The following is a 21,823-nucleotide window of genomic DNA, read 5'->3' on the forward strand; positions in this document are numbered from 1 at the left end:
GGTGCAGCGTTCCTGCGAAAACGAAAACCGTCATTCTATCCAATGCTTCAAAACGCTGTTGCCTCGCCCGCCGAACGGGCCTTTGCCGAACATCTCGATACGCTCGCTACGCCGCCGCGCGTGGTGTTCGACACCAATGTCTGGATCGACCTGCTCGTTTTCGACGATCCGGTCGCGCGCCCCGTGCGCGACGCCCTGCTCGATCACAAGCTGACCGCCCTCATGGCGCAACGCTGCCGCGATGAACTGGCCATCGTGCTCACCTACCCGCAATTCGTCTCGCGCGCCGTGGATAACGACGCCGCGCTGGCGTGGGTCGACAGCCACACGCAGCGCATCGTCGTGCCCGAGGACGCCCCGCCGCCCGCGCAACTGCCGCTGTGCCGCGACCGAGACGATCAGAAGTTTCTCGAAGCCGCCCGCGACGGTCAGGCGCACTGGCTGGTGAGCAAGGACAAAGCCGTGCTGAAACTACGCAGCCGCGTGGCCCGCCAGTTCGGCTTCCGGATCGTGACGGCCAGCGCCTTCGTCTCGCTGCTCATGGCGGGACGTTGAGCCGGCCTGATCGCGCATGATTCCTGCCTGAACCTCCCGGCACGCGGCGCGTGTCGGCGGTAAAATGAGCGCCATCGTCCAACCCGACCCGCATTTCGCCCTGCCTCAATGAACGCGCCCCACACCGCTTCTACCGCCCCGGCCCCGCTGGCCGCACCGGCCCTCATCTCCCGCCTGCCGAACGTCGGCACCACCATCTTCACCGTGATGTCGGCACTGGCTGCTGAGAAGCAGGCGGTGAACCTCGGTCAGGGCTTCCCCGATTTCGAGTGCGACCCGAAGATCGTCGACGCCGTCTCGCGCGCCATGCGCGACGGCCACAATCAGTACCCGCCGATGGCAGGCGTGCCCGCGCTGCGTCAGGCCATCGCCGCGAAGATCGGTCAGTTGTACGGCCAGCACTACGACTGGAATACGGAGATCACCGTGACGGCGGGCGCCACGCAGGCACTGCTCACGACGATTCTGGCGACGGTGCATCCCGGCGATGAAGTCATCGTGTTCGAGCCGACGTACGACAGCTATGTGCCGTCCATCGAGCTGGCGGGCGGTAAGCCGGTGTTCATTACGCTCGAAGCGCCCGAATTCCGCATCCCCTTCGACAAGCTCGCCGCCGCCATCACGCCGCGCACGCGCCTGATCCTGTTCAACACGCCGCACAACCCGAGCGGGACGGTGTGGCACGAACAAGACCTCGTGAAGCTCGCCGAGATCGTGGCCGGCACCGACGTGCTGCTGCTCTCGGATGAGGTCTACGAGCACATGGTGTACGACGGCAAGCGCCACGAGAGCGTGGCGCGGCATCCGGAGTTGGCTCGCCGCAGCTTCATCGTGTCGAGCTTCGGCAAAACGTACCACGTGACGGGCTGGAAGGTCGGCTTCGTCGCCGCGCCCGCCCCGCTCATGGCCGAATTCCGCAAGGTGCACCAGTTCAACGTGTTCACGGTGAACACGCCCATGCAGGTCGGCCTCGCCGACTATATGCGCGATCCGGCGCCATACGTCGAACTCGCGGGCTTCTATCAGAAGAAGCGCGACCTGTTCCGCGACGGCCTCGCCAACACGCGTTTCAAACTGCTGCCGTGCGAAGGTACGTACTTCCAATGCGTCGATTACAGCGCGATCAGCGACATGAGCGAAGCCGACTTCGCGCTGTGGCTCACCGGCGAAATCGGCGTCGCTGCCATTCCCGTGTCGGCGTTCTATCACGCGCCGCATGAGTCGGGCGTGGTGCGCTTCTGCTTCGCCAAACGCGACGACACGCTGCGCGAAGCGCTGGCACGTCTGGCGAAGATCTGACGCCGGGCGGTCTGGCACTGCCTCGCCGCAAAATGAAGAAGGGCCACAGTCACGGGAAGGTTATATCTCCGGGCACTGCGGCCCTTCGTGCATTCGTGCATTCGTGCATTCGTGCATTCGGGCGTCTCCGGCGCCACCGCGCCAGACCTCCCGAACACCCCACCGAATTACGCTTCCGACTTCTTGGCTTGTTGCGCCTGCTGATAAGCCTTCATCTCGGCGCGCGTGCGCTGGAACGATTCGCGCTCGGCGAGCACTTTGCCGTACGCCTTCCAGTCGACACCCGCGGCTTGCAGGAAGTCTTCGCCGAACACGGCCTGCGTCGCCATACCGATGATCGGCAGGTGGATGCCGGCGGCAACGTCGGCCATAGTGAACTGCTCCCCGGCGACATACGGCGCGAACTTCGCAAGTCGCTTGAACGCGACGATATTGCGGCGGAGCAGCTTCTCGGTGCGTGCACGCGTGCCTTCCGACGCGGTACCGCCGAAGAACGCCTGCCCGTAGACCTCACGCGCCACCAACTCCAGATGCAGCTCAAGCATCGTGATCAGCTCGCGCTCTTTGGCCTGCTGCCAGACGTCTTTGGAAAACAGCGCGGGCGTCGGGTGCGTGACTTCGAGGTAATCGCAGATCACCTGCGACTCGGCGAGATAGCCACGCTCGGTTTGCAGATACGGCACCTTGCCCAGCGGCGAGCATTGCAGCAGCGGCTCGTCCTGACTCGGAATGGATTCTGACTCCTCGAAGGCCACCCCCTTCTCGTACAGCACGACCTTGACCTTGTTGTAGTAATTGCTGATCGGAAATCCGTACAACTTCAACATGATGTCTCCCATGGTGTTTTCTCCGTAGGGCAGTGTAAGGCCTGCCCCGGCGGTTGACGACGAATTCGCGGCCGCGATCACTGGAAGAACGTCTCGAAAATCGCGGCGATAGCGTCAGGGTACCTGTTCCGGGAAGACCCGCTCACGCATAAAGTCGATGAACACGCGCAGCTTTGCGGGCACCTGCCCGCCGGACGGCCACATGATGTGGAACGGGATGCCGGTCTCCGTGCAGTGCGGCAACACCTGCACCAACTGCCCGGTGCGCAGATACCCTCGAATCGAGAAATCCGGCAGGTACGCGATCCCTACTCCCTGCAATGCAAAAGCGATGCGCGCTTCGAGGTTGTTGCACACGACGGCAGTCGACAGCGGGAAGCCCGCTGCCTCGCCACTCTCGCCGTCCGCCCCCGCCTTGCTGCCCTCCCCCAGCGGCCAGACCTGAAGCTTGCCCGTGTTCGGGTAGCGAAACTGAATGCACGCGTGCTGCGCGAGGTCGCCGGCCGTGCGCGGCGTGCCGCGGCGTGCGAGATAGTCTGGCGCCCCCACCAGCAGCATATTCAGGGCACCGAAGCGTCGCGCCGTCAGCCGCGAATCCGGGGCGTCGCCACTGCGAATCACAGCGTCGAAACCTTCTTCGATGATGTCGACGCGGCGATCGGTGAATTCGAGTTCGAGATCGACGTCGGGATACGCCAGCTTGAACTGCCCCATCACGCTCAGAAACGGCTCGCCCACGAGCGGCACGCTGAGCCGGAGCCGGCCGCGCGGACGCAGATTGACCTGCGACAACTCGGCCTGCGCCGCTTCGAGTTCGGCCAGAATGCGCCGCCCCCGCGCGAGAAACATCCCGCCTTCTGCCGTCAGCGTCAGGCTGCGCGTGCTGCGATGAAACAGCCGCACGCCAAGCTGATCTTCCAGCGCACTGACCCGCTTGCCGACCGCCGACGCCGAAATGCCCAGCAGCCGCCCAGCGGCCACGAAGCTGCCCGTCTCGGCCACCTGCACGAACACATTCACCGCAGTGCTTTCCATCCGATCCCCCGCGCTACCGTAATCCGCTTTTTCCTGAATTACGGAGTATTTGCTCCGTATAGACACGAACTCTACCCCACTTACTCTTCAATGCGGGCGTGCCTACGATCGAGGCTCTTCTCTTTCACGAATGCCCGACATTCGCAGGTGCACCATGAATCGTACGTTCCAACGCTGGGAAATCCCGTCACTCGGCCTCGACAAGGTCGCTTTGCAAGACGTTGCGATGCCCTCGCCCCTCCCGGGGGAAGTCGTCATCGAAGTCGAAGCCGTCTCGCTGAACTATCGCGATGCGGAAGTGGCTGAATCGGGCATGGGCAATGCCCTGAGCTTTCCGTTCACGCCCGCGTCCGACATGGCCGGCCGGGTCGTGGCTGTCGGCGACGGCGTGACCCGTTTCGCCGCGGGCGACCGGGTCATCGCGACCTACATGCCCGGCTGGGTCGACGGCGCGCCGCGTTCGTGGACCGACGCGCCTACGCGTGGCGGCCCGTTGCCCGGCATGCTCGCGCAATACGTCGCCACGCCTGCCGACGGCTGCGTGCTAGCGCCGAGTACCCTGAGCGCCGCCGAGGCCAGCACGCTGCCCGTAGCGGCCCTCACCGCGTGGATGGCACTGATCGAGCTGGGCCACTTGCACGCGGGGCAGACCGTCGTGGTGCAAGGCACGGGCGGCGTCTCGTTGTTCGCCGTGCAGTTGGCCGCCGCGCACGGGGCCCGCGTCATCGTGACGAGCGGCAGCGACGACAAGATCGCCGGGGCACTCGCGCTGGGGGCCACCCACGGCATCAATCGCCATACCACGCCCGACTGGCAGAACGCGGTGCTCGATCTGACCGACGGGCGCGGCGCCGATCACATTCTGGAGATGACCGGCGGCGAGAACATCGAGCGCTCGCTTCAGGCGGTCAAGCAAGGCGGACGCATCTCGGTGATCGGTCTGCTGGACGCCGATCACATCAGCTTGCGAATTCTGTCGCTGCTGGCCAGCCGTGCATCGATTGTCGGCATTGCCGTGGGGCCGCGCCGTGCGCTGGAAGACCTCGTGCGCGCCGTCGACCTGCTGGGCATCAAACCGGTGATCGACGCGGTGTATCCGTTCTCGCAGGTGCCGCAGGCGTTCGCGCATCTGCGACGCGGTGCATTCGGCAAGGTCGTTGTGGAGGTGACGCCGTCATGACCACGCGCCCGTGCCTGAGAACCGCCACCGCAACGTCACGCACCGGAGTGAGCGCATGACGACCCTCGTCAGATCGGCCGCCGCCATGCCCGCCATCATGCTCGGCCTGTTCGGGCTCTATACCCTCGAATTCGGCGTGGTCGGCATTCTGCCGATGATTGTCGATCGCTTCGGCATCACGGTCTCGCAAGCGGGCTGGCTGATGGCCGTGTTCGCCCTCGTGGTCGCCACGCTCGGCCCGGCACTCGTGCTGATCTCCTCACGCTACGACCGCAAGAAGGTGTTGGTCGTCTCGCTATTCGGCTTCGCGGTGTGCAGTGCGCTGGCGGCCTATGCGCCGAACTTCCCGAGTCTGATGGCGTTGCGCGTGGTGCCGGCCCTGCTGCATCCTGTCTTTCTGTCGGCCGCTTTCACGGCAGCCGCTTCCCTGTATCCGAAGGAGCAGCGCGCACATGCGCTGGCGCTGGCGTTTGTGGGCACCTCGATGGGGCTCGTCCTCGGCGTACCCGCCACCACTTGGGTGGCCGATCACGTCTCGTACGAAGCGTCGTTCCTGCTCTGCACCGCACTCACGGGGCTGTCCGGCGTAGGGCTATGGATGATGCTGCCGTCGCAGGGTAAGCCAGTGGCGATGAGCTTCGGCCACCAACTCTCGGTGCTGCGCAAACCGGCGCTCTGGCTGACGATGGCAGCGACCGTGACGATCTTCACGGCCATGTTCGCCGTGTACAGCTACGCCGCCGAATACTTGAAACGCGAAACCGGCATGGATGCCACGACGATCAGCCTGATCCTCGTGATCTTCGGCGTCGGCGGCGTGCTCGGCAATCTGTTCGCCGGGCGCTTGCTGGCGAAGCATCTGGTGAAAACGACGTTGCTGCATCCAGTGGCGCTGGGCGCCGCGTATCTGGTGCTTTACTTCGGCGGCAGCGCCAACGTGCTCAGCATGTCGGTCATCGCCGTGCTGTGGGGTGCCGCGCACACGAGCGGGTTACTCGTCTCGCAGATGTGGCTGACGTCGGAAACCGCAGAAGCGCCCGAGTTTGGCACGAGCCTGTTCGTCTCGGCAGCCAATGGCGGTGTGGTGCTGGGCTCGGCGCTTGGCGGCGTGTTCATCGATCATCTCGGCGTCGCGGGCGTCATTGGCTGCGGCCTGATCTTTTGCGCGCTGTCGGTGGCGGTGATCGCGGCAAAGGCATGGCGTTATCGCGAAACGCAGCCCCAGATCGGCCCGGTCGGCGCCATCCATTAAGCCCCACTTGCCATCTCAGGCCATGCCTGAATCGTCGAGATGGGCTCAACTCGGCTCGCAAGCCCATTTGCAAAAGTAACGGGGGCAGGATGGAGCGCGTCACAGCCGCTCTGCCCTGCCCCCGCGCCATGTCCCGGCCGGACCGGGAATGGCGACGAATCTCGCGCGCTAGTGCGATGCCGCCAGCAGTACCGGTACCGATTGCGGATAGGCAGCCAGCGCCGCCGGCTCACCAATGCCAATATCGTTCGCGCGCAGTGCAATGACCGATTGCGCCAGATACGCCAACTTGGCGCCCCCCGTCAGGTGATGCGCTGCCGTGGACGTCACCTGTTCGCTACCTGCCACCCGCGAATCCGCGTCGGCGAGCGACACCATCGGAAAATCGTACGACGTATGGGTCGGCTTCCAACCGGGAATTTTCAGCTTGTCGAAAAGCTCGCGATTAAGTTCTTCTCTCGATTCTCGCATGGCATTCTCGATGCGCACTTCTTTTGCGAATTTCTGACTCAACGTCCCGACAACGTCCACCGTCGGTCCCTTGTCGGTCCACCGGGCTGTGTAGGTCACGCGCACCGCTGTACCGTGATCGTCGCTCATATTGACAATCGCATCGCCCAGCATTTGACCCGGTAAAAAGTGCGTCAGGTCGGCGTTCATCGCGGCGACGAGTTCTTTTTTCTCCGCCGACGGTGCGTCGCCCTTCGCCATTTCGTCGGCATAGGACGCCAAGTGTTTCATCAAATTGGCAACCGCTTTGTATTTTGAAAAATATTGACGAATTTTTGGTCCAGCCTTATCAAGACCATTCAATCCAACGAACGCATCACCCAGCTTGATTTTCGTCCCGTCATCAAGCGAATCAAAGAGACCCGGAACATTGATGTTATTGATAGGCGACTGAGCCGCATCCGCAAATTCCTTAATAATATTGACAAGCTTCTCGGCACTGTATTGATTGGATTTCGACATCACATTTCTCCAAAAATTAGATTGCAAAATTAAAAATTAACAACCCACCCAGCAAGCAATTAGCAAACTCTCACGAAAACGAGATCTTTCCATCGAAACTCACGTCACTCGGTGATTAATCACAACCGCAATAAGCAAATTCACTCGCAATAAAGCAGGTAATTGCCGCGTTGACCAATCCCTGGGCACGACCACACTAATTTGATTGAATTTTGAAAGTCGATTGAAATTCGGCTGTGATCGATGAACCCGTTGCGACGTCACAACTGCACCGGGCCGTTGCCCGCCAGCGGTCGACCGCTGGGCGGAACAAGCGCTGGCAGTCAACGCGAGATAGGCGACAATAGCGGCAACGCGATAAGGGCATCGGTTTGCATCGTCCGGCCACTCGGCAGGAAATTCATTTCCCGACCGACCGGTCGGACGATAGAATGACGAACGATGTCCGCGCGGCGGGTTTCATCCCCCCCGGCACGGGTTAACCCACCGGTCCGCCGCGACCTGACAACAACACCTATCTCGAGACATTCCGAATGACTGCATCCTCCTCCTCGGACACGGTGAACGCGCTCGCCAAGTCCATCGACACGCTGGGTATCGTCGGTGCCGGCGCCATGGGCCGTGGCATCGCCCAGATCGCCGCGCAGGCCGGTTTGCGCGTCAAGCTGTACGACACCAACGCCAAGGCCGTACAGGCCGCGCTGGACACCCTGCGCGAGACGCTCGACAAGCTGGCGTCCAAGGGGAAGATCGACGCAGCCGCCGTCGACGCGACGATGGGCCGCTTGCAGGCCTGCGCCGCGCTGGAGGATCTGGCCGATTGCGACCTCGTCGTCGAAGCCATCATCGAGAAGCTGGAGATCAAGCGCGATCTGTTCCGCGCGCTGGAGGGCATCGTGGCCGCCGACGCGATTCTCGCGTCCAACACGTCGTCGCTGTCGATCACCGCCATTGCTGCCGCATGCGAGCGCCCCGAGCGCGTGGCGGGTTATCACTTCTTCAACCCGGTGCCGCTGATGAAGGTGGTCGAAGTCATCGACGGGCTGCGCACTGCCCCCGAAGTTGGCGACGCCCTGCTCGCGCTGGGCCAGCGCATGGGCCACACGGCCGTGCGTTGCAAGGACATGCCCGGCTTCATCGTCAACCACGCGGGCCGTGGCATGAACACCGAAGGCCTGCGTGTGGCCAGCGAAGGCATCGCGAGCTTTGCCGACATCGACCGCATCCTGCGCGAACAGGCAGGCTTCCGTCTCGGCACGTTCGAATTGCTCGACCTCACCGCGCTCGACGTCTCGCACCCGGTGATGGAGTCGATTTACCACCAGTTTTACGAAGAGGCACGCTTCCGTCCGTCGCCGATCACCGCCGTGCGCTTTGCTGGCGGCCTGCTTGGCCGCAAGGTCGGCGAAGGCTTCTATCGCTACGTCGACGGCAAGCAGCAAGTGCCGGCCGAAGCCCCGGCCCCGACCGCACTGCCGGCCAGCGTGTGGATCAGCCGCGCCGACACGCGCGGTTTCGCCGCTGTCGCAGAGCTGCTGGGTGCCACCGGCGTGAGCATCGAAAGCGACGACAAACCGTCGGATAACGCGCTGATCATCGTCACGCCGCTCGGTCTGGATGCAACGACCTGCGCTGTCGAGCAAGGGCTCGATGCCACGCGCACGGTTGCCGTCGATACGTTGCTGCCGCTGGCCGGTGCCAAGCGTCACACGCTGATGACCACGCCGGTGACCACGCCCGACGCGCGCGACGCCGCCCATGCGTTGTTCGCCCAAGGCGGCACGCCGGTGACCGTAATTCGCGACTCGGCGGGCTTTGTCGCCCAGCGCGTGATCGCAACCATCGTGAACATCGGCGCCGACATCGCCCAGCAACGCATCGCGGCGCCCGGCGACATCGACCGCGCGGTCACGCTCGGCCTCGGCTACGCCAAAGGTCCGCTGGCCCTCGGCGACGCCGTCGGCGCACGTCAGTTGCTCACCGTGTTGCGCAATCTGCAATCGTTCTACGGCGACCCGCGTTATCGCCCGTCGCCGTGGCTCACGCGTCGCGCGCAACTCGGCGTGTCGTTGCTCACCGAAGAACAGTGATCCGGAGGCCCTGCCCATGAGCGCCGAACTGCTTGCCGAACGCGTCGACCAGACGCTGGTTCTTACGTTGTCCAACCCGGGCGCGCGCAATGCGCTGCACCCGGATATGTACGCTGCGGGCGTCGAAGCCCTCACCACCGCCGAGCGCGATCCGTCGATTCGCGCGGTCGTGCTCACCGGGGCCGACAACTTTTTCTGTGCCGGCGGCAATCTGAACCGCCTGCTGGAAAATCGTCAGAAAGACCCCTCGGTGCAAGCCGCGAGCATCGACGCGCTGGCCGAATGGATCGAAGCCCTGCGCTCGTGCCCGAAGCCGATCATTGCGGCCGTCGAAGGTGCGGCCGCCGGTGCCGGTTTCTCGCTGGCGCTGGCCTGCGATTTGCTGGTGGCGGCCGACAATGCCAAGTTCGTGATGGCCTACGTCAAGGTCGGGCTCACGCCGGACGGCGGCGGCTCGTGGTTTCTCTCGCAAGCCCTGCCCCGCCCGCTGGCCACCGAGATTCTGCTCGAAGGCAAGCCCGTCGCCACGTCGCGACTGGCCGCCGCCGGGCTGGTGAATCGCGTGGTGGCGCCGGGTCAGGCGCGCGCCGAAGCGCTCAACTGGGCGACGGATCTGGCCCAGCTTTCGCCCAATGCCGTGGGCCGCATCAAGTCGCTCATCGACAGCGGCGCGAGCGAGACGCTCACCTCGCAACTGGGTGCAGAGCGCGATAACTTCGTCGCGTCGCTGCACCATGCCGACGGGCTGGAAGGCATCACGTCGTTTCTCGAGAAGCGGCCTGCAACTTACCGATAGACTGTCGGTCACTGTCTAGCAGAGCGCTTCGGAGAGATCACGCATGAGCACGATTGGACGTCTTGGGCCCGACACGGGTCCGCTGGAATTCACCCCGCCGCAACGCCGCCGCATCTATCTGATGCGCCATGGCGATGTGACGTATTTCGACGATAGCGGCAAGCCGATTGACGCCGACACCGTCGCACTCAACGAGAACGGCCGCGCACAGGCCAGCGCCGCCGGGCGCGCGTTTGCAGCGGAGAACATCCGCTTCGATCGCGTGATCGTCAGCGGCCTGCCGCGCACCCGCGAGACCGCGCAACGTGTGCTCGCAGAGACGGGCCAACAGGTCGAGATCGAGACATGGACGTGCTGGCAGGAGATTCGCTCGGGCAGCTTGTCCGATCTGCCGCCGAGTGAGATTGCGCAAGCCTTCCTCGGTGCATTCGACGGACTGGTGGCCGAAGACACGCGCTTCATGAATGGCGAATCGGTGCGCGAACTGCTCGACCGCGTGGTGCCGCCGCTGGCCGAGTTGCGTGAAGACAAGTCGTGGGACACCGTGCTGCTCGTGCTGCACGGCGGCGTGAACCGCGCGATTCTCTCGCATGCCATGCACCCGCTGGGGCGCCTGTTCATCGGCCAACTGGCGCAGACACCGGCGTGCATCAACGCGCTCGACGTTGGCGACAAGCCCGAAGACTGGGTCGTGCGGCTGATGAATTTCGCACCGCCGCAGCCGCTGCATCGCGACAACCGGCTAACCGTCATGGAGAAGATTTTCGCGTCGTTCATCCGCTCGCGTCAGCCCAAGTAATCGCCGCAGAAAAAGCGACGCGTGCCGGCACCACGAGGCCCAAGACCTCACGGCACGCTCAGCAGTCCGTCGTCCCAACCGTTGCACCGGAAATGCAGGAGACAGCATGGCCGAGGAGCTTCCGCAGGACTTTTCCGCTTTCGCCGGCGAGCGTTCGCTCGGCGAGCACCCGCCCTTCGATGCCACTGCCCTGTCGCAGTGGCTCGCCACCCACGTCGACGGCTACGCCGGGCCGTTGCGCATCGCGCAGTTCAACGGCGGCCAATCCAACCCCACCTATCGCCTGAGTACGCCCGGCGCCGAGTACGTGCTTCGCACCAAGCCCGCGCCTGCCGAAAAGCTGTTGCCGTCGGCCCACGCCATCGAGCGCGAGTACCGCGTCATGCATGCACTGGCCGACACCGATGTCCCGGTCGCCCGCATGCTCGGTTTGTGCGAGGACGAAACCGTCATCGGTCTAGCGTTCTATGTCATGGCGTACGTGCCCGGGCGCGTGTTGTGGGACCCGTCACTCCCCGGCCTGTCGCCGCCGGAGCGCAGCGCGATCTACGACGAGATGAACCGCGTGATCTCGGCGCTGCATCGCGTCGACTACCGCGCGATCGGTCTGGAAACCTACGGCAAACCGGGCGACTACATCGCGCGCCAGATTGCCCGTTGGAGCAAACAGTACCGGGCGTCAGAGACCGAACCGATCGAAGCGATGGACCGGCTCATCGAATGGCTGCCCGCGCATCTGCCCTCGGGCGAACCGGAGCGCACGACCATCGTGCATGGCGACTTCCGGCTCGACAATCTGATCTTCCATCCGAGCGAGCCGCGTGTGCTCGCCGTGCTCGACTGGGAGCTGTCGACGCTGGGCGATCCGCTCGCCGACTTTAGCTATCACTGCATGGCGTGGCATGTCAGCCCGGGCGTGTTTCGCGGCATCGCCGGGCTCGACTGGGCCGCGTTGGGCATTCCCGATGAACACGATTACGTGGCGCGCTACAGCGAGCGCACGGGCATCGCCCGCCCGCCGCAATGGCACTTCTATCTCGCGTACAACATGTTCCGTATCGCGGCGATCTTGCAAGGGATCATGAAGCGCGTGGCCGATGGTACGGCGGCGAGTCAGCAGGCGCTCGACGCCGGCAAACGCGCGCGCCCCATGGCCGAACTCGCATGGCAATACGCGCAGCATCGCGACTGACAAGACAACTGGAGCACGGCAAACCTCATGGATTTCAGCTATAGCCCGAAAGTCGAAGCGCTGCGTGCGCGCCTGAGCGCCTTTTTCGACGAACACATTTTCCCCAACGAACACCGTTATCTCGAAGAGATCGAGATCGCCCGCCGTCACGGCGATGCGTGGCAGCCGTCGCAGGTCATCGAGCGACTCAAGCCGCTCGCGCAACAGGCCGGATTGTGGAACCTGTTCCTGCCGGATTCCGGGCGGGGCGCGGGTCTCACCAACGTGGAATACGCGCCGCTGTGCGAGATCATGGGACAGGTGCCGTGGGCACCGGAAGTCTTCAACTGCAACGCGCCGGACACCGGCAACATGGAGACGTTGGAGCGCTACGCCACCGACGCGCAAAAGGCGCAGTGGCTCGAACCGCTGCTGCGCGGCGAGATTCGCTCGGCGTTTCTGATGACTGAGCCCGACGTGGCGTCCTCCGATGCCACCAACGTGCAATGCAGCATCCGGCGCGACGGCGACGATTACGTGATCAATGGCCGCAAGTGGTGGTCAACGGGGGCCGGTGACCCGCGTTGTGCGCTCTACATCGTGATGGGCAAGACCGATCCCGACGCGCCGAAGCACGCCCAGCAGTCGATGATTCTTGTGCCCGCCGACACGCCGGGCATCTCGCGGGTGCGCCCGCTCACCGTCTTCGGCTACGACGACGCGCCGCACGGTCACATGGACATCGTGCTCGACGACGTCCGGGTGCCCGCGAGCAGCATCCTGCTGGGCGAAGGACGCGGTTTCGAGATCGCACAGGGCCGCCTCGGCCCGGGCCGTATTCACCACTGCATGCGGCTGATCGGTCTGGCCGAGCGCGCCCTTGCCCACATGTGTCAGCGCACGCTCTCGCGGGTGGCGTTCGGCAAGCCGATTGCGGCGCAGGGCGTCACGCGCGAGCGCATTGCCGAAGCCCGCTGCCTGATCGAACAGGCCCGTCTGCTCACGCTCAAGGCGGCGTACATGATGGACACCGTCGGCAACAAGGCCGCGCGGGCGGAAATCGCGATGATCAAGGTGGTGGCACCCAATATGGCCTGTCAGGTGATTGACTGGGCGATACAGGCCCACGGCGCGGCAGGCCTCTCGGGGGACTTCCCGCTGGCGTATGCCTACGCGAGCGCCCGTACGCTGCGCTTTGCCGACGGCCCGGACGAGGTGCACCGCAACGCCATCGCCAAGCTCGAACTGGCCCGGCACATGCCGCAGAACTGAGGCCGAGGCGTCGGCTGACGCCGGCGCCAGTGCATGCCTCGGCAGCCCCGTGGCCCCGGGGGCCTCTCCAGGGCGTCCCTGACCCGCTTGGCCCTGTCGGCAGCGGGCCCGCGCGTTCTGTGGTGTAATTTCCGGGTTTTGTCACCCAATTTAGCCACTGTGCCGAGCGCATGTGCTGTGTCAATGCGCTTCCGACGCCCATCGATTTCGAGGAGCTGCAATTGATTCAGGTCTATTCCTGGGCCACGCCCAACGGTCACAAAGTCCACATCATGCTGGAGGAATGCGGGCTGCCGTACCACGCGCACGCGGTCGATATCGGCGCGGGCGACCAGTTCAAAGACGCGTTTCTCGCCATTTCCCCGAACAACAAGATCCCGGCCATCGTCGATGAGGACGGCCCGGACGGCAAGCCGATCTCGCTGTTCGAGTCGGGCGCCATCCTGACGTACCTCGCCGGCAAGACCGGCCGTTTCCTGCCCGCCGACGTGCGCGGCAAGTACGAGACCCTCGAATGGCTGATGTTCCAGATGGGGGGCGTGGGCCCGATGCTGGGGCAGGCGCATCACTTCCGCATCTATGCACCGGAGAAGATCGACTACGCCATCAAACGCTATACCAATGAAGCCCGCCGTCTGTACGGCGTGCTCGACAAGCGCCTGAGCGATCACCCCTATGTGGCGGCCGACGAGTACACCATCGCCGACATCGCGATCTGGCCGTGGCTGCGTTCGTGGAAGAATCAGGGCGTGGAGCTCTCGGACTTCCCGAACGTGCAGCGCTGGTTCGAAGCCATCGAGGCGCGCCCGGCCGTACAGCGCGGCATCAAGGTACTCGCCGACGCGCGCAAGCCGTTGCAGGACGACAAGGCCCGCGAGATGCTGTTCGGGGCCACGCAATACGCGCGCCGCTGAAGGCCTGACACCCGGCGCGAGGCTGTCTCCCGCGCCAAGTCATTTACACTTCGAAACAACGTGCACGACGCGTGAGGTATCGCCAAGGCGTCGGCGGTGCTAATCTAGCGAAAATTTCCCGGTGTTACCGCACGGCGGATGACACCGGGTGCTGTCTCCGACACGGCCGGCTGCCGTCAGCATTTTGTAGTTTGCAGTTCGCAATTCGTATTTCGCAGTGCACCTCACGCATTGCCCGCCGCTGGCTTTTGGAAGATCCGGGAGATCCACATATGTCAGGCAAATTCGAACTCAAGCGCAGTCCCAACGGTGAATTTCACTTTCACCTGCTGGCCGACAGCGGCCACATCATCCTGTCTTCCGAAACTTACAAAGCGCGTGCTTCGGCGCAGAACGGCATCGAGTCCGTGCGCAAGAACGCCGGGGAAGACCATCGCTTCGAGCGCAAGACGTCCACCTCAGGGCGCCCCTACTTCGTGCTGAAGGCGCGCAACGGCGAGATCATCGGGCAAAGCCAGATGTTCTCGTCGTCCGAACAGATGGAAGACGGCATCACGCAAGTCAAGCGCGATGCCCCGGCAGCGTCGGTGAGCGATCTGTCGCACTGACCGAACAACGCACCGGCCGCCGCTGCCCCGAAGTCATGCCTGCGGGGCACGGCGAATCACTTTTCCTGTGCCCGCGTGGTCGGCTCCATATTCCACTGATCCGCAGCGTTGTGCGAGCAGTTCGTCACGACCACATCGCCGTTGCTGCGATCATTCGAGAAGATGCAGAATCCACCCGACTCAAGGACCTTGGCGGCAGTGTCGTAACGGAAATACGGCGGCGGCGCGTCCGCCAACGCGACAAAAACGTCGTGCCGCCCAAGGCTGGCATTAAAGGTGTGACGCAATACCGGGGCGTACGTCGAGCTGCGCGGTCGCCATGCGGCATACGGCCAACGTTCTGCAACGTTCATCTCGAAGAACATTTGTTTGCCATCGCCCTGCGCACAAGTTGTGACGCGCATCGGCGTCGCATCGGTAACCCCGCCCGTCAGACACTTGTCCGGATACTTGACAGACCGAAAGCGATAAGGGCCATCCGGCAGCAGCTTATGCACGCTCACGCACGACACCTTGCCCCCGAGATTGCCACTTTTGAATCCGTTGGCAATCAACACATCCTTACCGTCACCATCGTTCAGGCGCGTACCGACTGACTTGTCCTGACTCAGCCCGACACCGGTTTTGGCCACATTTCCCGTCAATTCTCCGCCAGTCCTGAACGACACCACATACTTGGCAAATGGCTGCGAGCCGTTGCACGACGGCTCATCGTGGAACTCGATTTCCATACCTTCATGGGCACCAGAAATCGAAAATGAGTAGTACTCGTCGTTTTTGCACTGACTCGACTGGGTGAAATTAATACTCCCCCCGTCATACAGGGCGAAGCTGCACGTTTTGTCGACGTCGTTCTCGTACATGGTGATGTTGGGCAACGCGTAGTTTTTCGGCGTCACGGTCTGGCACGCGCCCAGCGCAGGGACGCTGAGGATGAGCAGACCGCGCAGCACGGTCCAAAGTCGACTTCGAAGGGTATTGCGCATGATTCACCTCACCTGACACCATCACCGACAACTTCCTCGCTCGGGTTGAGCACTTCAAACGACAGACGCCTGGCACTCTGCCGTCCTCCCTCGTGAAACCCCACTTGATAGTCGATGTACAACCGTGAGCCGTGCGCCAATGGTGCGAGCCACGCCCCCGGCACCGTCGTAAAGATGCCTTGTGCTGCCTCCGTCGCCGTGACGCGGTGTGCCGTGCGCATATGGTGCTGGTAAGCACCCGGTTGCTGCGCGCTCGTACCGTCGCACCACAGCCACAGTTGTTGTCCCTCGAATGCGAGATGCCAACGCGGCACATCGACGCGCAATCCGTTGGGCCACTTGTCCGGCTCGATGCGGTCGCCGCCGGCCAAATCCGGCAATTGCGGCATCGGCATGTCTTGCAGATTGAAAGCCGTCACGACCAGCGACAGCCGTGACGAGTCCGCCATGTCGCCGTCCCGATCGACCGTGTAGCCCACGTCGACAGTGGCATTCACATTCGCCGCGACGAGATACGGTTCAATCCCGAACGGGAGAAAATCCGGCACCGTCGCCGGCACCGTCTGCCACGCGGTGTCGATGCTGCCCGCGTCACTCACGCCATGCCAATGCACCTGCACGCGCTGCCCCGCGAGCATGCCGCCATAGCGCACATGGACCGCCGTGCCGCTCAGCGCAGAGATCGGATTGAGCCGGCCACCCGGTGCATCGGAAACAATCGGCGGCACCAAGTCCAATGGCGGTACCAACAGGACAAGAATCGTCTTATCCACCGCAGTACCGACGACCGTGCCTTCGGGTTTCTCACATCGGTACGTAATGCTGTGATTGCCTTCGGTCAGCGCACGCAGGGCACTGCCCGGATAGCGCACCAGGATCTGATTGCCGATCTTGTCGTCATCGGTCAGCGCACGCGTCATCGATGGCACATCCACACCGTCGATCATGCAAAACAATCCGTCACCCGGCTCGGTGCCCGGGGGGAACATCGGCACATCGGCCGGTAGCGTGTCTTCGTTGGCGGCAAGATACGCCGCGCTCACACCGTTGGCGTCGACTTCCGGCGCCACCTTGAATGGGAAAAACGGAAACTGTTTCATACCGTGCTCTCTTCATTGGATTCATCTGCCGCCGTACCCGACTGCCTTCGTCGAATCTCCGACGACGCTTGTGACGGCGCCGAATAATAAGAACCCGATGACGCGGAGCCCGACGCCATGCTGGAGATGGTGGTGAAAGATTGGTAAGCACCGTTCGCAAACAGGCCCGTCAGGCCGACGGTCGATGCGGTGCTCGGCGCTCGTGATGGCGGCAGCGAAGCGACCGTGCGCGCCGAAGACACAGAACCGCTCCGCGATACCTGCGGGCTCGCGCTCGACAACCGGGAGACCGCCGTACGCGCCGCCTGACGAAATCCCGGCGTTTCGGCCGGTAGCCCCCTCGCCGACGGCCGCATTCGATCCACGACACTGCGCATGGTCCGGTGCACCGATTGGTGGGCCGCCCGCGCCGGCGCGATCGCGAGGCCGATACCGATCATGCCGACCACGCCACTCGCCACCGTGAAGGCTTCCGCCACCTCGCTCGCCCCCGTCGTACTCAGCACGATATCCGCCGTCGAAAGCATGCCGGCGACGCTGCTCGTGATGATCGATGCTGCCACCGCCATTTGTCCCGAGGAGACACTGACTATCGCGCCGGTGGTCGTGAGTGCGGCCGCCACGCCGACCTTGCCCAGCGCTGCCGCACCGGTGAGTGCGAGGGCCGCCCCCGCCGCACTGAGCCCCCCCGCCGAGACGACGGTCAGGGCAATGCCTGCCATGACCCCCAGCACGCCAATCACACCGCCGAGCCAACTGGGCAGATGCCCGCTCGGATCGAGCGCATTGATCGGGTCGATGCGCGCGTAAGCATTGAAGCCGCCTCCCTCGAACGGCGAGAGCGTATCCGGCACCATGAAACGCCCGAGCACCGGCGAGTACATACGGGCATTGCCGAGCCATAGCCACTGCGTCAGCGGGTCGACAAGCTCACCATCGTGACCCGGCACGCCGTCGAGCGTGGCCGCCTCGGCGCGATAGCCGGTCGGGCCGTAGACCACACGCTGCGACCCGCTCGCCGGACCGTGCGTGGCGACTACGCTGGCTTGCCAGTCCGTGGCGTACACGCGCAACGCCCCGGCTTCATCGATGTCACCGAAGGTTTCGGCACCGGCGCTGCCGTCGCCCAGATAGGCACGCGAGAACGCGCCACGAATCTCTGTGACGAGCCGGTTCTCGCGGAACACGCGCTCGTGCACGGGTTGCCCCGCACGTACCACGCGGTACTGTTCGTCCAGACCGTTGTATTGATATTCAACGTGAGCCCCGTCTGTCCGCCCGATGGATGTCACCTGATCAAGCGCGTTGTAGGTCACCGTGTGGCCCTGCTCTGCCTCGATCATGCGACCGGCGCCGTCGTAGCGGAAGGTCTCGCGACCGTCTGCACTGCCATAGCCCGTGCGAACCAGCGAGGTCAACTGGGTAGGATCGAGCGCGTTGTCATAGTGATAGACGACCAGCGCCGACGGTTCATCGGTCGGTGGCCACGAGATGATCTGCCGGATGTTGTCAAAGGCATCGAAGCTCCACTGCTGCATCATGATGCGCCGCGTGGGGAGGTGTGGGTCACGCGGTGCGTCTTCGCCGATGGAGTAGTACAAGTCGAGGCGGCCGCGCGTGTCGTAGGCAAAATTTTCGGTGAGCGTTACCTGACCGCCCACGACGCGCCGACGCAAGGACAGCGCATCGGTGGCGTCATATTCCTGTGCGATGGACATGCCCGGCTGACCGGGCGCGTCGTAGTCACGCAGCACTTCCCGCCCCAGATCGTCGTAGGTGTAAGTGGTAGTCAGTCGCCGTTGCCCGGCCTGATGGACCTGCTGTTGCCGCACGCGGCCCAGCGCGTCGTACGCAAAACTCACCGCCACCCCGGCACAATCGATCTGCGTCAGACGGCCGATCCCGGGCGCGTACTGGTAGCGATAGACATTGCCGCTAACGTCGTCATAGGTCAGCGGCAGCCCCAGCAGCGACCACGTGTGTCGGCATACCCGCTCGCCATCGACGCCGGTGTATGAAACTTCCCGAAGGTTGCCCGTGGCATAGCGCAGGCAACGGTATTCCGAAGGCAACGCCCCGTCGCTTTCGTGCCGCGCGTGGCTTAGCAAGCCGGAATGCGGATCGTATTCGAAGCCGGTCGTCACACCGTCGGCGCGACGTTGCTTCACGTGGTCCGTGAGCGACGGATCGATGTCGTACACGGTGCGCTCACCTGCCGCGTTCTGCATGGCACTCGGCTGATGACGATCTGCGTGGTACTCCCATAACGTCACGCGCTCGCCGACCGTCTGGGACGTCTTGCGCAACAGTCCGTCGAGATCGCGGCGGCCCACCTCGACGCTGTTCATGCGAAGCGTGGCAACTTCGTTCTCATCCGTATGCGCAACGTAGCTACGTTCAACGACGTCACCACTCGCACCGTTGGGCAGCGTGGTGCGTATCACCCGGTCGGCGAAGTCGTACTCGTAGGACACGGCACGCCCCTTCGGGTCAGTGACCGTGACGCAGCGTCCCAACCCGTCGTACTCGTAGCTTTGCCGGCTGATCAGACGGCTGCTGTTGTCATAGCGTTCTTCCCATTCGACTTCATCGAACGCGTTGCGCTGACGCACCACCCGGCCCGTGCGTTGCACGACGGCGTCCAGCCAGATCGTTTCCCCCTGGGTGATCGGGTTCCACTCGGCATGTTCCGTGACACCGTCCGGGCGAATCACGGCCGACCGGCGTTCCCAGCCGTCGTATCGATATTGCGTGGTCGCCGCCAACGGGGTGCCGTTGTGACGGTCGGTCACCGTCTCCGATACCAGCCAACCGAGCGTGTCGTAGACACAACGACGGACTTCGAAGGCCGCGCCCTGTTCGACATCCGGTTCGCGGCGCAGGGTGCTCATGTCGAGACCGGTCCCGTCGAACACACGCGTATCCTCAACGCCGAATTCGTTGGTCGTCACCTGCCGCACGTTGCCGCCGGCCTGCCCGACCAGAAAATACGAAGTCCGCACCGACGCGGTGTACGCGCTGTCACCCGACATCGGCGTCGTCGTTGATTCGACGATGCGACCCAACGCGTCATGGACGAATGTCACGCGTGCGTCAGCGCCATCGCGCTGCGTTTCCAGCCCGGTGCGCACCGACACGTGAATGGCCGTTGTGCTGCGCGTTGTGTCGAAATCAGTGTGCTGCGTCTGTGTCGTCACCAACGCGTCGCCACTCAGTTGATACGTGAAATCCGCAATCGTCTGCCAGGCCCACAGGGTCCGTGTGCGGCGTTTCACGCGACCGTGCAGTAGCAACGATGCAGGTTCGTTGTAATACTCGGCCGTCACGGTCGTGTGAATCTCGCCGGGCGTCTCCAGTGTCTCCCCGATGCATTCGAGAAATCCCGCTCCGCCCGCCACGAGCGAGGGCAGCAACGCGTAGCGATATCGGATCGTGCGCGTCGGTGTTTGGCGCGCGGTGCCTCTGCGGACCCACGCCGCAGCCGACGGCACGACGGCCTTCGACTTCATCGTTCGCGGTGTCGGCCAGACCGGGTCCGGCGGACATCCGGTCTCTCCCGCCGGGTTGTAATAGGTGACCTGCTCGCGAATGCCGTCGGGCGTGAGCGTCTCGACGAGATTGCCGTAGTCATCGTAGCGGAAGGTGGTCACGTCGTCGCGAAAGACGCCGCCGCGGCGGAAGCGCTCGATGCGCTGCGCGGGCAACTGAACGATCGCCAACTGATCGGCAAACGGCTTGCCGGGCTGATCGTGATAGGTCTCGAGCGTCTCGTGCTCGCAGCCGTCTTCGATGCGTTTCTCGATGCGCCGCAAATGGAAGCGATCGAACTCACGGTAGATCGTCACGAGCGGCTCGCCCTGCGGACCGAGTTGCGTCTGCGTGCTGTGATAGCGATAGTCGACGAGCACTTTGTAAAGCGCATCGGTCGCATCTTCCCAATCGACACCCGCACCAAAGCCGAGGAAGTTGTTCGTTGAATACTGGTACGTCGAAATACGTTGCGGCAACCCTTCGCCCGGGTCCATCACATGGCGAACGACATACGGCAGCCGCTCGGGAATCTTATCGGGCGGGTCGCCTGCCCGCCGGGGAAAGGCGTGCCCTTCTTCCTGATAGGCGAGCGTCTCGACACTGCCCGTCGGCGATATCACCTGTGTGAGGAATGGCAGATCGGCGTCGGTGTAGCGCTCGTAACGCAATTGCCAGGCGGCCTGTTCGGGTACCGGCAACCGGATCGCGGAAACGAGATCGCCGTTGAGCGTCATGACATAGTCGACAGACGTGGCACCGGGGCCTGCGCCGGGCAGCGAAAGCGTTACGGCCTGTTCGGTGCGCGTCACGCGCAGCAGCGGCTGCCGCTCATGATCGTCGATACCGACGAGTGCCGGATGCCCCTCGAAGTACTGCCATTGCAGAAATATCGAGCGCCCGTGCGCCGACACGATTTCGACCGGCACGTAGGGCGATAGCGGCACGTTCTCGTCAAACATCACGAGACGCTCGCGACGCCCCGACTTGTAGGTAACGATGACCGTCTTGTCCAGCTTTTCCACGGCAAACGTCGGCAGTTTCCGGTCGGGCAAGTCGATGCGATCGGGATAAACGATGGCCAGATGCGTTTCACCGTCAGACAACATCAGACGCTTCGTCGCGGGCAGCAGCCGCGTCATCGCCCATGACCAGCCCCGCCCCAGTCCGCTGTCCACGTTCTGCAACGGATCGAAGGCGAGCGACAACGACAGGTCCGGACCCGCCAGCGCGTTCATCGCGATCTTCGGCAACGCCACGCGAATGGAATACGTGCCGGTACGCGGGTCGACCCCTTTCTCAAGGAAACTCAGGAAGCTCTGCGCACCGGAATACAACGCGCCACTATCGGCCTGAGAGCGTTCTTGTGGAACATCCTGCATGGCATCCTCCCCTCGCCTGACGGCGGGTGGTGCTGAAACCTTCATTCACTGCACGCG

The 21,823-nt window shown here is 63.6% G+C and carries 17 protein-coding genes; 11 read left to right on the top strand and 6 right to left on the bottom strand.

Going from position 1 to position 21,823, the window contains the following annotated elements; all coding sequences use genetic code 11:
• Window positions 1-42 precede the first annotated feature (42 nt).
• Both AT302_RS16395 and AT302_RS16400 read left to right on the top strand, forming a co-directional pair.
• On the top strand, window positions 43-555 hold the full coding sequence (locus AT302_RS16395; protein ID WP_058379342.1) for a putative toxin-antitoxin system toxin component, PIN family: 513 nt from the start codon (window positions 43-45) through the stop codon (window positions 553-555).
• Between the two features lie 108 nt (window positions 556-663).
• Window positions 664-1,854, top strand: a complete 1,191-nt coding sequence (locus AT302_RS16400) for a pyridoxal phosphate-dependent aminotransferase (RefSeq protein WP_058379343.1) — start codon at window positions 664-666, stop codon at window positions 1,852-1,854.
• Window positions 1,855-2,021: 167 nt separating this feature from the next.
• On the opposite strand, the gene AT302_RS16405 is transcribed toward AT302_RS16400, so the two are convergent.
• The gene (locus AT302_RS16405; RefSeq protein ID WP_058380374.1) at window positions 2,022-2,681 is read right to left on the bottom strand and encodes a glutathione S-transferase family protein; all 660 of its coding nucleotides are present in this window, start codon (window positions 2,679-2,681) and stop codon (window positions 2,022-2,024) included.
• 114 nt (window positions 2,682-2,795) lie between these two features.
• Window positions 2,796-3,716 carry a LysR family transcriptional regulator gene (locus AT302_RS16410; RefSeq protein WP_058379344.1) on the bottom strand — a complete coding sequence of 307 codons (921 nt, stop codon included), beginning with the start codon at window positions 3,714-3,716 and terminating at the stop codon, window positions 2,796-2,798.
• Window positions 3,717-3,870: 154 nt separating this feature from the next.
• Between AT302_RS16410 and AT302_RS16415 the strand changes: the two genes are divergently transcribed.
• Entirely contained in the window at window positions 3,871-4,896 is a 1,026-nt protein-coding gene (locus tag AT302_RS16415) for a zinc-dependent alcohol dehydrogenase family protein (RefSeq protein ID WP_058379345.1), read from the top strand.
• Window positions 4,897-4,951: 55 nt separating this feature from the next.
• Window positions 4,952-6,148: an MFS transporter gene (locus AT302_RS16420; protein WP_218918966.1), complete on the top strand. Its 1,197-nt coding sequence runs from the start codon at window positions 4,952-4,954 to the stop codon at window positions 6,146-6,148.
• Window positions 6,149-6,316: 168 nt separating this feature from the next.
• Here the strand turns inward: AT302_RS16420 and AT302_RS16425 are convergent, their stop codons facing one another.
• Window positions 6,317-7,120 (bottom strand): hypothetical protein, encoded by an 804-nt coding sequence (locus AT302_RS16425; RefSeq protein WP_058379346.1) that lies wholly within the window; start codon window positions 7,118-7,120, stop codon window positions 6,317-6,319.
• Between the two features lie 533 nt (window positions 7,121-7,653).
• Between AT302_RS16425 and AT302_RS16430 the strand changes: the two genes are divergently transcribed.
• The 7 genes from AT302_RS16430 to AT302_RS16460 all read left to right on the top strand — a co-directional run bounded on the left by AT302_RS16430 (window position 7,654) and on the right by AT302_RS16460 (window position 14,770).
• Window positions 7,654-9,210 carry a 3-hydroxyacyl-CoA dehydrogenase gene (locus AT302_RS16430; protein ID WP_174554613.1) on the top strand — a complete coding sequence of 519 codons (1,557 nt, stop codon included), beginning with the start codon at window positions 7,654-7,656 and terminating at the stop codon, window positions 9,208-9,210.
• 16 nt (window positions 9,211-9,226) lie between these two features.
• Window positions 9,227-10,006, top strand: a complete 780-nt coding sequence (locus tag AT302_RS16435) for an oxepin-CoA hydrolase, alternative type (RefSeq protein ID WP_058379347.1) — start codon at window positions 9,227-9,229, stop codon at window positions 10,004-10,006.
• Between the two features lie 82 nt (window positions 10,007-10,088).
• Window positions 10,089-10,805, top strand: a complete 717-nt coding sequence (locus AT302_RS16440; RefSeq protein ID WP_170935996.1) for a histidine phosphatase family protein — start codon at window positions 10,089-10,091, stop codon at window positions 10,803-10,805.
• A 106-nt stretch (window positions 10,806-10,911) separates the two neighbouring features.
• A complete protein-coding gene (locus tag AT302_RS16445; protein WP_058379349.1) occupies window positions 10,912-11,997 on the top strand; it encodes a phosphotransferase in 1,086 nt (361 codons plus the stop codon).
• Window positions 11,998-12,024: 27 nt separating this feature from the next.
• Window positions 12,025-13,248 carry an acyl-CoA dehydrogenase family protein gene (locus tag AT302_RS16450; RefSeq protein WP_058379350.1) on the top strand — a complete coding sequence of 408 codons (1,224 nt, stop codon included), beginning with the start codon at window positions 12,025-12,027 and terminating at the stop codon, window positions 13,246-13,248.
• Between the two features lie 221 nt (window positions 13,249-13,469).
• Window positions 13,470-14,162, top strand: a complete 693-nt coding sequence (locus tag AT302_RS16455; protein ID WP_058380377.1) for a glutathione binding-like protein — start codon at window positions 13,470-13,472, stop codon at window positions 14,160-14,162.
• A 272-nt stretch (window positions 14,163-14,434) separates the two neighbouring features.
• Window positions 14,435-14,770, top strand: a complete 336-nt coding sequence (locus AT302_RS16460; protein WP_058379351.1) for a YegP family protein — start codon at window positions 14,435-14,437, stop codon at window positions 14,768-14,770.
• A 56-nt stretch (window positions 14,771-14,826) separates the two neighbouring features.
• Here AT302_RS16460 and AT302_RS16465 read toward each other — a convergent pair whose 3' ends face one another.
• The 3 genes from AT302_RS16465 to AT302_RS16475 form a co-directional block, all read right to left on the bottom strand.
• Window positions 14,827-15,633, bottom strand: coding sequence for a hypothetical protein (locus AT302_RS16465; protein WP_157125809.1), 807 nt, complete (start codon window positions 15,631-15,633; stop codon window positions 14,827-14,829).
• Window positions 15,634-15,764: 131 nt separating this feature from the next.
• On the bottom strand, window positions 15,765-16,856 hold the full coding sequence (locus AT302_RS16470; RefSeq protein WP_058379353.1) for a hypothetical protein: 1,092 nt from the start codon (window positions 16,854-16,856) through the stop codon (window positions 15,765-15,767).
• Window positions 16,853-21,766: an RHS repeat domain-containing protein gene (locus tag AT302_RS16475; RefSeq protein WP_058379354.1), complete on the bottom strand. Its 4,914-nt coding sequence runs from the start codon at window positions 21,764-21,766 to the stop codon at window positions 16,853-16,855. Before AT302_RS16475 ends, AT302_RS16470 begins: the two co-directional genes overlap by 4 nt.
• Window positions 21,767-21,823: the final 57 nt, after the last annotated feature.

The organism is Pandoraea norimbergensis (assembly GCF_001465545.3).
Classification (GTDB): Bacteria; Pseudomonadota; Gammaproteobacteria; order Burkholderiales; family Burkholderiaceae; genus Pandoraea; species Pandoraea norimbergensis.